This is a genomic window from Macrococcus hajekii (assembly GCF_004359505.1).
In the GTDB taxonomy this organism is placed as follows: Bacteria; Bacillota; Bacilli; order Staphylococcales; family Staphylococcaceae; genus Macrococcus; species Macrococcus hajekii.
On sequence record NZ_SCWE01000001.1, the window covers coordinates 853,965 to 868,923 of the forward strand.

The window sequence follows — 14,959 nt, forward strand, 5'->3', positions numbered from 1 at the left end:
TTTATTTCCCCCAGCTTTCTAAGATACCTTGGAATAAGCGTTTACCGTCTTCAGAACCGAGTAACGTATCCATCGCACGTTCCGGGTGAGGCATCATGCCACAGACGTTACCTTCTTTATTCACGATACCTGCGATATCTTCTAAAGAACCATTTGGATTCTCTGAGTATGACAGGATGATCTGTTTATTGTCCTGTAATTCCTTCATCGTCTCTGGTGAACAGTAGTAAGACCCTTCACCATGTGCAATCGGATAGACAACCGTCTCTTCTTTATCATAAAGGTGAGTGAATTTTGTTTCGTTATTGACGATCGTCAAGTGCTCATTACGGCAGACAAATTTATGACTTTCATTATGAAGAAGGGCACCCGGTAATAAGCCGATCTCCGTTAAGATCTGGAAGCCGTTACATACACCGAGAACAGGTTTGCCTTCTGCAGCAAGGCGTCTCACTTCATCTACAATCGGTGCTACGCGAGCCATCGCGCCGCAGCGTAAGTAGTCACCGAATGAGAAACCACCTGGAATCAGAATACCGTCAAAACCGTCAAGTGACGTCTTGCGGTAGTCCACATATTCCGCTTCCATGCCCGTCATCAGTGCTGCATTCAGCATATCACGGTCACAGTTCGACCCCGGGAATTCAATGACAGCAAACTTCATTATTCCGCCTCCACGACTTTGTAGCTGTATTCTTCAATCACGGTGTTGGCAAATAATTTTTCGCTGAGTGTACGCACGACGTTATCCACTGCTTCATCAGTCGCTTCGTCAACCGTCATATATAAGACTTTACCGACACGGATGTCATTGACCTGGTTATAGCCTAAGTCATGTACGGCACGGGTTAATGTCTGTCCCTGTGTATCTAAAACCTGTTTCTGTAATGTGATGTAAAGTTCGATGTTTTTCATAATTATAAAGCCTCCATTTTTTTGTAGAAGTGAGTATACGTATCGATCAGTGAACCTGTGTCTTCGCGGTAAACGTCTTTATCAAAGTTTTCTTTTGTTTCTTTATCCCAGATGCGGCAAGTATCAGGTGAGATCTCATCAGCGAGTAAAATGTTTCCTTCTTTATCTTTACCGAATTCAATCTTAAAGTCTACTAAATCGAGGTTCATCTGATTCATGATATTAATCAGAATACTGTTGATTTCAAGCGCCTGCTTTTTCAGCTCAGCGATATCCGGGTCGTCAGCAAGACCGAGCAGTTTAACGTGATCATCTGTAACGATCGGATCGTTCAGCTCATCTTTCTTGTAATAGAACTCAACGAGCGGCGATGCAAAGCTTTCACCTTTTGTGAAGCCCAGACGTTTCGTAATAGAACCTGCTGCGATATTACGCACCACGACTTCCAGTGGGATAATATCCACTTTAGTGACGAGCTGCTCAGTCTCTGATAGACGCTTGATAAAGTGTGACTTGTAGCCTTTATCAGCTAACCGTTCAAAGAGACGACTTGTGATCAGATTGTTCAGACGGCCTTTACCTGCCATCGCATCTTTTTTCGCACCGTTGCCAGCTGTGACTTCATCTTTATATTCGATGCGGTAGACCTGGTCATCATCTGTAGCGAATACACGTTTTGCTTTACCCTCGTATACTAACGTCATTACATTCTCTCCTTATAGATCGTTTCGTAGTCGTTGTTTAAATCTAGGATCGTGACATGACCCATCTTGCGGTTCTCTTTGCGTACTGCCTTACCGTAGACATGGACGTGCCAGCTCTGGTCAGGGAATTCATCTTCCATGACATCTAAATCCTGACCGAGCAGGTTATACATAACAGCCGGTTTCAGAAGTTCAATCGTCTCCGGTAACTGCCAGCCGGCCACTGCTAAAATATGTGTGTCAAACTGTGAATAGTCACAAGCCTCAATCGAGTAATGACCTGAGTTGTGCGGACGGGGTGCAATCTCATTGACGTAAAGTATATCGTCCTGGTCGATGAAGAACTCAACCGTGAACGTGCCGACAAAGTAAATCGCCTGCATGATTTTCTTCACTTCTGAGATGGCCTGATCATGATGGGTATGCTCCCCTGTGACCGTCGTCTTATAGAGGATCTGATTGCGGTGTTCATTCTCCTGCACCGGGAAGAAGACGACACTGCCGTCAGGCGATGCTGTAGCGGTAATGGAGATTTCTGATTTTAAGTTGATACGTTTTTCAGCGACACACGGACGTGCAGCGAGCAGTTCGTCAGCTTCCTTGAAATCTGCTTCACTTTCAATGACGATCTGTCCTTTCCCGTCATAGCCACCAAACGTTGTCTTCAGCATAAACGGGAAGCCGAGCGTATCGGCTGATGTTTTAAGTTCGTCCTGGTTCGTCACTGAAACGAACGGTACGACTGCAGCACCTGCTGACTGAAGCGCATTTTTCTCTGCTAAACGGTTCTGGAGCGTGACCACTGTGTCAGCCCCTTGCGGAACGTTGAACTGTGATGTGATCTTGCCGAGTTCCTCGCCGCTGATATTTTCGAACTCATACGTGATGACGTCTGACTGTTCACCGAGCTGTCTCAGTGCGTCAGCGTCGTTATAAGGCGCATGGATGAAATAATGACTGACGTAGCGTGCTGGACACGTATCGTCAGGATCAAGCACAGCCACCTTAAAGCCACGTGTCTGAGCGGACTGTGCCATCATCTTGCCGAGCTGACCCCCGCCGATAATACCGATTGTGTCACCGATCTTCAGTTTAGTGTAAGTCATTCTGCATATCCTCCACTTTCTTGATGAGTGATGCTTCGTAATCGTCAAGCTTCTGCACGAGTGATTCGTCCTTCAGGCTGAGCATACGTGCAGCGAGAATACCCGCATTCTTTGCACCCGCTGAACCGATTGCTGTCGTCGCGACCGGAATACCCCCAGGCATCTGAACGATGGACAGAAGTGAATCCATTCCTTTAAGAATTTTTGTCTCGATCGGTACGCCGATGACCGGCAGCGTCGTCATCGAAGCAATCATACCCGGCAGATGCGCTGCACCCCCGGCACCTGCGATGATGACATCAATGCCGTTCTGCCTTGCCTGACGGGCGAAGTCGACCATCTGAAGCGGCGTGCGATGTGCTGATACAACTGATGATTCCACTGTAATACCGAAATCCTCGAGCACTGTACAGGCTTCCTTCATCGTCGGCCAGTCTGATGACGAACCCATTACAACTGCAACTTTCATCAAAATATTCCTCCATATCTGTTGAAAACCGTTTCATTAATTGAGATGATTACAATAATAGCATAACAATAGTGCTATTAGATTTCAATAAAATAAACGAACATTTTAATTAATTTTAAGTGTAATGTTTGATATTAGTTCGTATTTATTGAACTTACATCTTGGAAATAATCAAAAATGTTCGATTTTCAGGAGGAGACAGCATGACAGCAAAAGTTTTAGATGGTAAAGCTATCGCACAGGAGTACCGTGCAGGACTACAGAAAGAAGTAGAAAAGTTAAAAGAACAAGGCGTAACACCGAATTTAACAGTTATCCTTGTCGGTAATGATGGCGCGAGTCAAAGCTATGTGAACAACAAAAAGAAATCCGCTGAAAAAATCGGCATGACATCAGAAATCGTTAAGATGGATGAAAGTGCCACTGAAGAAGAAGTACTGACAGAAATCCGTCGTCTGAACGAAGACAAAAACGTACACGGTATTTTAGTACAAGTGCCTCTTCCGAAACAGATCTCTGAAGAGAAAGTACTGGAAGCAATCGACCCTAAAAAAGATGTTGACGGCTTTAACCCAGTCAATATCGGCCGCCTGTATGCAGGGATGGAAACATACATCCCATGTACACCACTCGGCATCATGGAAATCCTTAAAAACGCAGATATCGACTTAACAGGTAAAGAAGTCGCCGTCATCGGCCGCAGCCACATCGTGGGTCAGCCCGTTTCAAAATTACTGACAAATGCGAATGCAACTGTGACATTACTGCACTCTCGCAGTGAAAACATGAAAGAAACATTAAAACGCTCTGACGTTATCGTCTCTGCAGTCGGTAAACCCGGTCTTATCAGTAAAGAAGACGTAAAACCAGGCGCAGTCATCGTAGACGTAGGTAACACAGTAGTAGACGGTAAACTGACAGGCGACGTTAAATACGACGAAGTGTCAGAAGTAGCCGGTGCCATCACACCTGTACCAGGCGGCGTAGGCCCACTGACAATCACGATGGTACTGAACAACACATTACTTGCAGCACAACGCTCAGTAAAATAATAGAAATTGATCCGCTTCTCTTAACGGGAGGCGGATTTTTTTGGTTTATGGGACTTTGGTTGCGGTTGGCGGCGAAAGTCTCATATTATCGGACGTTCAGCACCCTCCTCATAAAACCATACAACATAAAGAAGACCCCAGCTGTCACTCAGCTGAGGTCTTTAACGACTATTAATTAAACTGTAATACTCATCTTAGGACCAAACGGCTCGAAATGAATCTGTTCACGTTTGATACCCATTGAATCAAGTGTTGCCAGTAAGCCTTCCATAAAGCTCACACTACCACACATGTAGATTTCTTCATTGCCATTCAGAATCTCAGATAATTTCTCTTTAGTCAGACGTCCCGCAGACTCTGAATAGTTAAAGTAGAACTGAACGTTATCCTGGTTATGGAATCCAGCGATCTCATCTTTGAATGGTACTTGGTTACGGTCATAAGCTGAATGGATGAACTTGATGTCTTTTCCTTTCGCTGCCTGTTCGTGTAACATCGCCATAACAGGCGTCATGCCGACACCCCCACTGATGAATGCAAGCGGCTTATCTGTATCTGCTACAACGAACTCACCTGCTGGAGCTGATAACAGGATTTCATCGCCTTCTTTAATGTTATCGTGCAGATAGTTGGAGACAACGCCTTTTTCTTCACCTGCCACATCACGTTTAACCGCGAACTCGATTCCTTTAGATGTATCCGTACTACAGATTGAGTAGTGACGGAGCATATCATTGTCGTCACCTTCTGGGTGAACTTTCACTGTGATATACTGACCCGCTACAACTGGTTTTAATGATTTACCGTCAGCCGGCTGTACAGTGAATGATTTAATATGTTCAGATTCATCTTTGACGCGTACGACTTTAAATGGTTTGAAACCTTCCCATTCCGCTTCTTTGTACATCTCCGCTTCCATCTGGATGAACACATCTGCGATCACGCCGTAAGCTTCAGTCCAGGCATTGATGATTTCAGGCGTCGCTGCCTCACCTAATACTTTCTTAATCGCGTAGATTAAGTTCTCACCTACGATCGGATAATGTTCAGGTTTGATTTCAAGCGCTCTATGTTTATGGGCAATCTGATTCACATTCGGCACAATCGCTTCTAAATGGTCGATATGTTTAGCCGCTGCAAGAACAGTCTGAGCGAGTGCATTCTGCTGACGTCCTAACTTCTGATTCGTTTTGTTGAAAATATTCAGCAGTTCCGGATGCTGTTCGAACATATGTGCATAGAAAACAGTTGTGATTTCAGTACCGTGCTGTTCAAGGACAGGTACAGTTGATTTAACGATATCTCTTGTTGCTTGTGATAACATTGAGTGGTCCCCCTAAAGATACATTTTAAATACATTTTATATCATACGCCTTTCACAGCCATTTCACAAATAAAATTCGGCAAATTAATGAAATTATCATAAGATGATTAAATAATTTGTCACAGCACCTTTACCCGTTTTGCACTATAATAAAGAAAAAGGAGGATGCAGCCATGAAGCTCACCCTGTACTCAGACTATTCCCTCCGCGTGCTCATGTATTTGTCGTCACAGACAGAACTGACCCAGATCGATGAAATCGCGAAGTTCTACAATATATCCAAGAATCACCTGACTAAAGTCGTCCATAACCTCGCACTCGATGGTTATATCCAGTCAGTACGCGGCCGCGGGGGCGGTATCAGACTGAATAAAGCACCTGAGGACATTAATATCGGTGCACTGATCCGCAAGACAGAGGAACATTTCAATCTCGTCGAATGCTTCAACCCCGAGACGAATACATGTCCCATCATGGGTAAATGCGGCCTGCAGTCCGTACTCGGACAGGCGCTTTTCGCCTACTTAAACGTACTGGACCAATATACATTAAAAGATATCGCGCCACAGTTAAAGACACCTGCCAACTAGTAGCAGGTGTCTTTATTTAAGTCTATTAATTAAATCTCTGCCTAACTGAATGCCCGGTTTTTCAATATGGATATAAGACTATCTGGCGGCAATAACTGTCAGCATGATGACCACTAATAAATGAAACAAATACTGAAACAGACTATCAGGAGCATGCAGACCTGTTTTTTCAATTAAAATAATGGTCAACTCCACAATGAAAAAATGAATCAGATACATACTAAAGCTGATGTTGCCTATGAAAACAGTCAATCGATTCACCAGTACCGCCGGTTGACTGATGGATAGTAAATAGGCAAATACCACAAACAAAATACTATAGACATAATGAATAAAAAAGATCATAGACTGATGAAATTCCATTGAAGTTAATGTCACTATCCATAAAACAGTAATCAAAATAAATATACGCGCCCAAGCTGCATTCAGTTTAACAGGCTGACATTGTACCATGAAGAACAGTAGAATACCCCTCGCAAATATAGGAAATTGATTAGGAAACCAGTAAAAGTAATACATATGTAAGTTAACGGGATAATCGTAATAATGAAGTGACAGCAAAGTGTCTCCAATCTCTAGCACAGTGAGCTCAAATGCCGGCCAAAGCGCATGTCTTACATTTCTCACCCATATAAAAAACAATGGCAACGTCAAATAGAACAGTATCTCATTAGAAATTGACCATCCACCTGGCATCAGACTGAAAAGTCAATCTATTCTGATAACATTCAGGAATGCTAACGTGCCGAAGACTGCGGAAGGATTACAACTGCCGAGTACACGATGCCATCCACACAGTACCTTCAGAACATTGAATACGAGATAAAAGACAAAGGCAACGTAAAAGGCAGGCGCAATACGAAAGGACGCTTGATGTAAAAGGCTTCAACTGCAGCTCATTTTTGTGATAGAGCGATAGCATCAATGTGAAAACACTGACCAGAAAAAAGAGCTACACTCCTCTATTGCCGTTGCGACCGATATTCGAGATCATCGGCAACCATTGAGGATACAAGACAGTGATGTGTGTGGTCATCACATCTAGAATAACAAAGCCACGCAGGGCGTCGAGATAAGCGATTTTTCCACTAGATTTCCCTCTTTATCGGAAATGTGTTACCAAAGTTAATAAATCTAAAATAAACCTAAAAACTTTTTCTTTTTGACTTTCTTTTTCTCTGTATAATGAGTATCCATTTTTTTCGCTGGTCTAACTTTGACATTTTTGTTATTTAAGATAGCTTCAGCATTATACTTTAATAAATCTACATATTCTTCACCAAGTTCTTTTTCAACAACTTGGTAAGCTTCTTTTAGAAGAAATGGTCTATTTTCTGCGTTATGTGCATCACTACCAATGATATGCACTAAATTATTTTCAATCATCCGTAAACTAGTTTCCTTTAAGTTTTCACCTAAATCACCTGTTACAGAAGCGGATGTAACTTGTGCAATGGCACCTTTTTCAATTGCACTGAACAATTTTTCCGGATGTTTAATTAAAGGCTTACACCGTTCAGGATGAGCTATTAATGGTATGTATCCATTCAATTGCAATTGGTAAAGAAGCTGTTCAGCAAAGTGAGGGTAGTCTGAAAATGGAAATTCTATCAGTACATATTTAGAGTGGTTCAGAGTCATATTATAGCCCGATTTTAACTCATTGATGACATTCTCATTAACACGAATCTCATGTCCTGGATAAACTTTTATATTTATTTGATGCTCTGAAATTATTTTTTCAATCACTTTAATATTTTCAATCACTGAACTTTGAGAATTTAACCAGTCCCCAGAATAATGGTGAGGTGTAATTAGAATATCCGTAATTCCTTGTTCTTGTGCTTGATTTAATAAATTTATAGCATCTTTCTCAGTTTTTGGTCCATCATCTACACCGATAAGTAAATGATTATGAATATCTATCATCTTCAATACCTCCATAAGTTACTATTAAAAACAAATATCTCACTCATATAAGATTTAATAAATATGATATCCTGAAATGAGAAAATACAGGTTTTTGTATATTTCTAATTATAAGCTATAATTAAATAAATATCTCAAGAAAGTTCATAGGTGTTTTATGAAAATAGATGACATTAATAAGTATTTTATTAACAATACAATAAAAGTTGAACCTAACCATATTCAACTTATTACTCATTGCAATGAATACCATAAATTATCAGTTGTAGGTGTAACACAAAAAGATAAGTATAATTCAAATACATATTTCGGACTTCATCCTATTTTATCACCCTCCCTACTTCAAACATTCTTTATTAATAACGCTATAACAGATTCTTCTCGTTTCTGGGGACAAATTCAGGAGATTCATAATGCTAATAAAGATATTAAACTTTGTAATTTCTTTGATAACAAATTAAGAAAAATTGAGTTTGCATTTATAGGACGTGCTATCCTCCGCATTGCTGAGCACTTTTCTATTAATCTATTGATTAGCGGTACTGAAAATGAGTTATTAGCCTTAATAGATAAAATAAACAATTTAAAAAATGCATCTAAATTATTATGAGAACTACCATTTCATTACCCATAAATTACAGAATAATCAATTGAACATTAAAATAAAAGGTTTTCCAAATTTAGAACAATTAGAAGTATTTAATCGCTATAATTTCACTTTTGACAACATGATTAACCCAAAACTATTAATAAATGATATGAAAGGGAAGAGTTTAAAAGAATTTTATGCTGATAAATTAACATTTAAAATTTTTAATATTTCAGAAGATTATGTTTATTATTCAGGCGTTATGCCACGAGTAGAATCAATAGAATTAGAGGATAGTGATAAGGCTGCCCCCCCATTTATTATTCGTCAAACTTAAACTAGGTAGAACAACTTTTCTAACGGTTGATTGCTTTGATAACCCTACAACTCTTGATCATCCTTATTTTCAAAACGAATATCGACAAATGGGAGATAGATTATATGAGTTCGACCAGATAGAAGACCAAACTACAAGAAGAATTCTTATATAATCACAACTTATCTTCTGCCTTTTCTGATCACGATAGATTATCAAAATTGAATCAATATTTATCACAAAGTTTCAATACTCATACGCTTGCCGTTTCTGCAAATATCGTTACGTCTGATGGGTATCTTCTAATTGCAAAACGCTCTTCAGGGTCAATTGACTCTAATACATATTATTGCTCAGTTAATGGTCAATCAGAGTTTTATGATGAAAATGTACAATTCTATCAGAACTCAGTATATGAAGATTTGCCGACTATGCATTTTGATAAAAATAATCGTATTGATTTCTCCCACGAAATGAGCAGAGAAGCTATCGCTGAATTAGGTATTTATCATCTGAAAGATCAGTGGAATATTATTGGTTTATCATATCTTTCAATTAATAACAATAATCGACCTATTAAAAAGAGACGAATGCATTTCAATTTATTGATGGAAAATCAAACAGATCAAACATTCAAGGATATTTATGATAAAAAAGATAGCCAAACAGAAAGTTTTGAACACGATGATTTACTAGGGTTTAAAACTGAAATATTTAGATCAAGAGCCCAGCTATCAAGATTCTATATTAAAAAGTCAGTTGGTTGGATTTTAAATCAGCAAATTTACTCAGTACCTTTATTGACCGCACTTCTAATCTTATTGTATTTATTTGGACAAAATAACAGCAAAATTTTTCTTTCTGATTGGCAAAATCTTTTGCAGCCTTTCATTCAGGATAGCATTACTTGGTTAGTAATCAGTATACTTATCGTTTTCCATATCATTAAAGTATGGATGGGAAATTACTATCTAATATTCAAGAAAAATTCATATAAAGGCATTCTAAAAAAGGATGATAATATATTTAGCCATATTTATAAAGAGCATAAAAATTTTAGTCAGTACAATGTTGTTGCTAGGATGTTGATTGTATTACATTATAGAAACATGTTAAAAAAATAACTATCAACGAGGTATTGTGATGAAAAAAATAAAAAAAGCTATTATACCTGCAGCCGGACTAGGTTCCCGCTTTCTACCCGCTACAAAAGCTATGCCAAAAGAAATGTTACCAATTTTAGATAAACCCACTATTCAATATATAGTTGAAGAAGCAGTTGCGGCAGGAATAGAGGATATAATTATAGTAACCGGTAAACATAAGCGAGCTATTGAAGATCACTTTGATACTCAGTTAGAACTTGAATTAAACTTAAAAGAAAAAAATAAAATAGAACTACTTAAAAAAGTTGAACATTCTACTAATTTGGCTAACATATTTTATGTTAGACAGAAAGCACCAAGAGGATTAGGTCATGCTATATGGACTGCAAGACAGTTCATAGGTGATGAGCCTTTTGCAGTCTTATTAGGTGATGATATCGTCGATGCAGAAGTTCCAGCCATCAAACAACTCATTGATGTTTATGAAACAACGGGAAAATCGGTTATTGGTGCTAAGACTGTGTCTAAAGATGATACAGAACGATATGGAATAATAGAATTCAGTGAGAAACATGAGCGAACTTATAGGGTTGAGAATTTAATTGAAAAGCCTCAATTAGGTACTACAGAATCACAACTTGCCATAATGGGACGATATGTTTTAACGCCTGAAATCTTCAAGTATCTTGAAGCGCAGGAAATTGGGACAGGTGGAGAAATACAGTTAACTGATTCTATTCAAAAAGTAAATACATCCTCGGGTGTATATGCTTACGACTTTGATGGTAACCGATATGATGTAGGCGACAAAATCGGATTTGTTAAAACAACTCTTGAGTATGCATTACAATCTGAAATGAAAGAAGAACTCATTATTTATATGAAAGAATTATTAAACGCTGATAGTAAAATTAAGCTAGATAAGTAAAAAGCCTTCTGTGCTAAAATTAATATGTATTTCCGAGCAAAGAAAACATAAGGATTTAGTACAAAATGGTCTATACACATCTTAACACGGAAGAACTTGCGTTCATAGAATCATATTCAGTCAAATAGATAGCTAGCAGATTAAAACGTTCTAGACAGACTGTTTATAACGTAATCAAGGCTCTTGAGTCAGTAGATCTGCACTTGAACACTACCAAGAATACAAGAAAAGAAAATCAAATTGTGGCAGACGTAGAATCGTGCTTCCTGAAAACCAATCAGCTTATATCCGGAAAAAATAGCCGATGGCTGGACACCTGACACTATTATGGATTGTCATCATGGAATTAATGTTATTACCTTAGTAGAAAGAATATCTAAACTAATTACCACCATACGTTTTGATGGTCGCAAGGCAGTCGATATTGAAAAAGCTCTTCACTCTATGTTTTCGGTATTACCTTCTCATATCTTTAAATCAATTACATTTGATTGTGATAAGGAATTCTCTAACTGGAAAACAATTTGTAACTGTCATCTTCTTTGCTAATCCTGGTAATCCATCGCAGCGGGATTGGAATGAATATTCTAACGGGATACTTAGACGTAGCGGATTAGATAAAGAACTAGGCTTCAATTTAGTAACTGAAGATTATATCATTAGTGTCGCCCAAAACATCAATCATCGTCCTAGAAAATCTTAGGCTATAGAACACCGTTGGAAGTATTTATGAGTTTCATCGAAGATGAGAAACTGTCTAGCTTAATTTGACAATCTAAAACGTATAACTGGCACTACGATGAAATAGAAGATTATTTTATCTGTCCTGAAAATCATGAACTAAAATTCAGCTTTTACTCAACCAGAAAGAATGGAGATTTTAGTAGTGCATCAAAGGTCTATCAATGTGAGATGTGCCAAAGCTGTTTTCTAAAACATAAATGTATCTCAAAAAATACTAAAGGCAACAAACGTATTTTCAGAAACAATAACCTTGAATACTTCAGAACAGTGATTCGCAAGAAGCTTTCAGATAAGAATACCAGAGAAATCTACGCACAGAGAAAGATTGACGTAGGACCAGTATTTGGATTTCTGAAAGCTATTTTAGTTACACGCGAACAAAACTGCACGGGAAATCCAAAGTGAAATAGAGATAGGTCTGGTCTTAATGTCTGTAAATATAAGGAAATTAGCTACCGTAGGTAGTGAAATCCTCAATAAAAATAAAGAAATAGCGATAAAATCTTATTCTCATCAAATTTTATCGCTATTTTTATTGTACTGTGCATTTATGTCCCAGACTCTTTTAATGACTAATTCCTTCTGATTTAGCAACATTTCTAATTGTTTTCCAAATAATCCATATATCAAATGTAAAACTTTGATTATCAACATAATACTTATCGTATTTTACTTTTAACTCATCTGAGATATCATCACGTCCCATAACCTGCGCTAATCCTGTTATACCGGGTTTAACCTTATGGATTCCTAATGCAGTTCTCCTTTCAATAAGGTCATATTGATTGTATAGGGCTGGTCTTGGTCCAACTACTGACATATCACCTTTAATAACATTAATTAATTGAGGCAATTCATCTATTGATGTTCTTCTAATTATTTTGCCAATGGGTGTAATATAGGATACACCGTTACCTAATTTAGAAGTTTCAACATTGGGGGTATCTACCGCCATAGATCTGAACTTATAAATTGTAAATAAATGATTATCTACTCCTGGTCTTTTCTGTATAAAAAAAATGGGTCCTTTAGAATCTAATTTTATAGCAACTGCTGTTGTTACTAAAATTGGAGAAAGCGCTATGACACCAACAATAGACGACACTATATCAAAACTTCTTTTAATCATTTTTACTCGACCTACTTTTTTTATATTCATCAATTTGAAAACTGATACCATCTTTGAAAGCCATAGGTGAATAACCAAAATCCTTACTTGCTTCCTCATGACTGAATACTTTATCTTCCTGCATCCTTAAAACTTGCTCATCCTTTATTGGAAATTTAGGGATGAATTTTTGTCCTAATTTAGCTAGTTGATACGACAATTTTATCGGTAAATGAATAATTTTAGTATTCTTATTAAGTTGTTGAGTAATCAAGCTAATAATTTGGTTATAACTAACTTTATCAAGCCCTGAGAGGTTATACTCTTTATTTTTAGTTTGATTTGGATTATTAAGAATATCATATAATGCTTTTCCTAAATCCTGCGCACGTACAGGTTGCAATAGGTTTTCTCCGTTACCGAAAACAGGGAAAAACTTATTTCTATCTAAAAATTTGATAAGTTTACTCATATTATGATCTTTCATCGATCCATAAATCATAGTTGGTCTTATAATAGTTAAATTCATTTTTCTATCATTCAATAACTTATCTTCAATTTCTATATATTCAGCAGAGGCACTTTTAAATTGAGAATATCTACCCGTAGTGTGTACAGCAATGAGCCAATCAACTTTATTGCTAATAGCTGCATTTTGTAATAAAGGTGTGAACCTTATATTAGCAATATTAATAATTACATCAGTATTGCGAGTTACTTCTTTTAAAAAATTCAGATCAGTAATATCTCCTGAGACTATTTCAATAGGTAGTTGTTTAAATTTATTTAATTCAGTTATTTTTGTAGTCGGCCTGACCAAACATTTAATTTTTGAAATTTGTATATCAGAATGACTCAAATAATTTAAGAAAAACATGCCTGTGTGTCCCGCAGCACCAGTTATAAATATTTCCACTTATATATCATCCTTTTATATTATTAAAAACTTCAATTTGTTTTCTAACCACTTTATTCTCATCATAAAGTTCATGTGCTCTTTTCAAACCATTCTGTTTAAAAAGCTCTAATTTCTTTCTATCATTATTTAAATAATCAATAAAATGAGCTATTCGACCACTACTTCCAGTTTCAAATAGGTAACCAGTTTCACCATCGATTACCTCTTCTCTACTGCCACGGATATTTGTAGCTAAAACTGCATTCTTCATTGCCATTGCTTCAATTATTGAACGAGGCATACCTTCACGATACGACGGTAAACAAAAGATATCACTTAAAAACAAATAATCTTCAGCATTATTTACATGGCCTACAAATTTAATATTATTATTCAATTTGTAGTTTTCTAAACTATTATATGTCTCATTATCCCTTTCACCTTGTGGCAACATACCCATAACAATAAATGAAACATTTTTGTATTTCAATAAATCATATGCCTCAAGTAAATCTATTATACCTTTCTCTTTAACTAATCGCCCGATAAAAGACACTACTAGATGATCATTAGGAATACTGAGTTGTTTACGTAGTCCATAATTTTTAACTTCAGTTTTCAACTTAATATTGTATTTATTATCTAAATCAATACCATTACTAATCCAAACATAATTATTATTTTTATTTGAAGTTAGAAAACGATTTGTTTTTGCTACTTCATAATCTTCCTGACTTTGTGTGAAGATATAATCTGTACAAAGACGCCCCACATATTTTTCTATGTTATAGAAGAAACGATATTGTTTGGCTGTCATGCCTTCATGAAAGTAAAAACCATGTGCTGTATAAATAATATTAGGAACACCAGCCAATTTAGCTGCAATCCTTCCTAACACAGATGCTACAGGAGTATGAACATGCACGATGTCAGGTTTTTCTTTTCTAAATAACTTGATTAAACTTAGAATTGATTTAATATTAGAAATAGGGCTGATTTTTCTATCAATACTGACATTATGAAATTCGAATTTATCATTCTTAATATATTCAGTAAACAACCCTTCTTGGCAAACGCAATGAACATCCCATCCCTCTTCTTTAGTAGCTAAATTAAGTGGACGTAAAAAATTGTTCATTGTCATATCTATTGCGGATAGTTGAATAATTTTCTTTTGCACT

Annotated in this window: 18 protein-coding genes and 1 pseudogene; 8 read left to right on the top strand and 11 right to left on the bottom strand. The window is 37.2% G+C overall.

Translation table 11 applies throughout. From position 1 onward, the window contains the following. Position 1: 1 nt before the first annotated feature. From purQ to purE, 5 genes are read right to left on the bottom strand one after another with little or no spacing between them, the layout of a single operon-like run. Positions 2-664: a phosphoribosylformylglycinamidine synthase subunit PurQ gene (gene purQ, locus ERX37_RS04495; RefSeq protein ID WP_133429444.1), complete on the bottom strand. Its 663-nt coding sequence runs from the start codon at positions 662-664 to the stop codon at positions 2-4. Continuing rightward, entirely contained in the window at positions 664-915 is a 252-nt protein-coding gene (purS, locus tag ERX37_RS04500) for a phosphoribosylformylglycinamidine synthase subunit PurS (RefSeq protein ID WP_133429445.1), read from the bottom strand. The genes purQ and purS overlap by 1 nt, the downstream gene beginning before the upstream one ends. Positions 916-917: 2 nt before the next feature. Further along, positions 918-1,619 (bottom strand): phosphoribosylaminoimidazolesuccinocarboxamide synthase, encoded by a 702-nt coding sequence (gene purC, locus ERX37_RS04505; RefSeq protein WP_133429446.1) that lies wholly within the window; start codon positions 1,617-1,619, stop codon positions 918-920. Continuing rightward, positions 1,619-2,725, bottom strand: a complete 1,107-nt coding sequence (purK, locus tag ERX37_RS04510; RefSeq protein WP_133429447.1) for a 5-(carboxyamino)imidazole ribonucleotide synthase — start codon at positions 2,723-2,725, stop codon at positions 1,619-1,621. Before purK ends, purC begins: the two co-directional genes overlap by 1 nt. Then, positions 2,712-3,194 carry a 5-(carboxyamino)imidazole ribonucleotide mutase gene (purE, locus tag ERX37_RS04515; protein ID WP_133429448.1) on the bottom strand — a complete coding sequence of 161 codons (483 nt, stop codon included), beginning with the start codon at positions 3,192-3,194 and terminating at the stop codon, positions 2,712-2,714. Before purE ends, purK begins: the two co-directional genes overlap by 14 nt. A gap of 203 nt (positions 3,195-3,397) precedes the next feature. Between purE and folD the strand changes: the two genes are divergently transcribed. Continuing rightward, positions 3,398-4,246 (top strand): bifunctional methylenetetrahydrofolate dehydrogenase/methenyltetrahydrofolate cyclohydrolase FolD, encoded by an 849-nt coding sequence (folD, locus tag ERX37_RS04520; RefSeq protein WP_133429449.1) that lies wholly within the window; start codon positions 3,398-3,400, stop codon positions 4,244-4,246. Positions 4,247-4,421: 175 nt separating this feature from the next. On the opposite strand, the gene hmpA is transcribed toward folD, so the two are convergent. After that, the gene (gene hmpA / locus ERX37_RS04525; RefSeq protein WP_133429450.1) at positions 4,422-5,570 is read right to left on the bottom strand and encodes an NO-inducible flavohemoprotein; all 1,149 of its coding nucleotides are present in this window, start codon (positions 5,568-5,570) and stop codon (positions 4,422-4,424) included. A 173-nt stretch (positions 5,571-5,743) separates the two neighbouring features. Here hmpA and ERX37_RS04530 point away from each other — a divergent pair, with 173 nt between their 5' ends. Beyond that, complete coding sequence (locus ERX37_RS04530; protein WP_133429451.1) at positions 5,744-6,160, top strand: RrF2 family transcriptional regulator; 417 nt, start codon at positions 5,744-5,746, stop codon at positions 6,158-6,160. 78 nt (positions 6,161-6,238) lie between these two features. Here the strand turns inward: ERX37_RS04530 and ERX37_RS04535 are convergent, their stop codons facing one another. Then, positions 6,239-6,856 carry an acyltransferase family protein gene (locus tag ERX37_RS04535; protein ID WP_133429452.1) on the bottom strand — a complete coding sequence of 206 codons (618 nt, stop codon included), beginning with the start codon at positions 6,854-6,856 and terminating at the stop codon, positions 6,239-6,241. 438 nt (positions 6,857-7,294) lie between these two features. Then, on the bottom strand, positions 7,295-8,089 hold the full coding sequence (locus tag ERX37_RS04540) for a tyrosine-protein phosphatase (protein ID WP_133429453.1): 795 nt from the start codon (positions 8,087-8,089) through the stop codon (positions 7,295-7,297). Between the two features lie 157 nt (positions 8,090-8,246). On the opposite strand from ERX37_RS04540, the gene ERX37_RS04545 reads away from it, so the two are divergent. The 6 genes and pseudogenes from ERX37_RS04545 to ERX37_RS11765 all read left to right on the top strand — a co-directional run bounded on the left by ERX37_RS04545 (position 8,247) and on the right by ERX37_RS11765 (position 12,177). After that, on the top strand, positions 8,247-8,699 hold the full coding sequence (locus ERX37_RS04545; protein ID WP_133429454.1) for a hypothetical protein: 453 nt from the start codon (positions 8,247-8,249) through the stop codon (positions 8,697-8,699). A 40-nt stretch (positions 8,700-8,739) separates the two neighbouring features. Continuing rightward, positions 8,740-9,015, top strand: a complete 276-nt coding sequence (locus tag ERX37_RS04550) for a hypothetical protein (protein ID WP_133429455.1) — start codon at positions 8,740-8,742, stop codon at positions 9,013-9,015. 200 nt (positions 9,016-9,215) lie between these two features. Then, a complete protein-coding gene (locus tag ERX37_RS04555; RefSeq protein ID WP_133429456.1) occupies positions 9,216-10,118 on the top strand; it encodes a hypothetical protein in 903 nt (300 codons plus the stop codon). A gap of 19 nt (positions 10,119-10,137) precedes the next feature. After that, positions 10,138-11,028 carry a UTP--glucose-1-phosphate uridylyltransferase GalU gene (galU, locus tag ERX37_RS04560; RefSeq protein WP_133429457.1) on the top strand — a complete coding sequence of 297 codons (891 nt, stop codon included), beginning with the start codon at positions 10,138-10,140 and terminating at the stop codon, positions 11,026-11,028. 65 nt (positions 11,029-11,093) lie between these two features. Further along, positions 11,094-11,799 (top strand): annotated as a pseudogene (locus ERX37_RS04565) (IS30 family transposase). A gap of 48 nt (positions 11,800-11,847) precedes the next feature. Further along, positions 11,848-12,177 (top strand): transposase, encoded by a 330-nt coding sequence (locus tag ERX37_RS11765; protein ID WP_373282933.1) that lies wholly within the window; start codon positions 11,848-11,850, stop codon positions 12,175-12,177. A 160-nt stretch (positions 12,178-12,337) separates the two neighbouring features. On the opposite strand, the gene ERX37_RS04575 is transcribed toward ERX37_RS11765, so the two are convergent. From ERX37_RS04575 to ERX37_RS04585, 3 genes are read right to left on the bottom strand one after another with little or no spacing between them, the layout of a single operon-like run. Continuing rightward, positions 12,338-12,898 carry a sugar transferase gene (locus ERX37_RS04575; RefSeq protein ID WP_133429677.1) on the bottom strand — a complete coding sequence of 187 codons (561 nt, stop codon included), beginning with the start codon at positions 12,896-12,898 and terminating at the stop codon, positions 12,338-12,340. Next, positions 12,894-13,796: an NAD-dependent epimerase/dehydratase family protein gene (locus tag ERX37_RS04580; RefSeq protein ID WP_133429458.1), complete on the bottom strand. Its 903-nt coding sequence runs from the start codon at positions 13,794-13,796 to the stop codon at positions 12,894-12,896. Before ERX37_RS04580 ends, ERX37_RS04575 begins: the two co-directional genes overlap by 5 nt. 7 nt (positions 13,797-13,803) lie before the next feature. Continuing rightward, complete coding sequence (locus ERX37_RS04585; protein ID WP_229713073.1) at positions 13,804-14,958, bottom strand: glycosyltransferase family 4 protein; 1,155 nt, start codon at positions 14,956-14,958, stop codon at positions 13,804-13,806. Position 14,959: the final 1 nt, after the last annotated feature.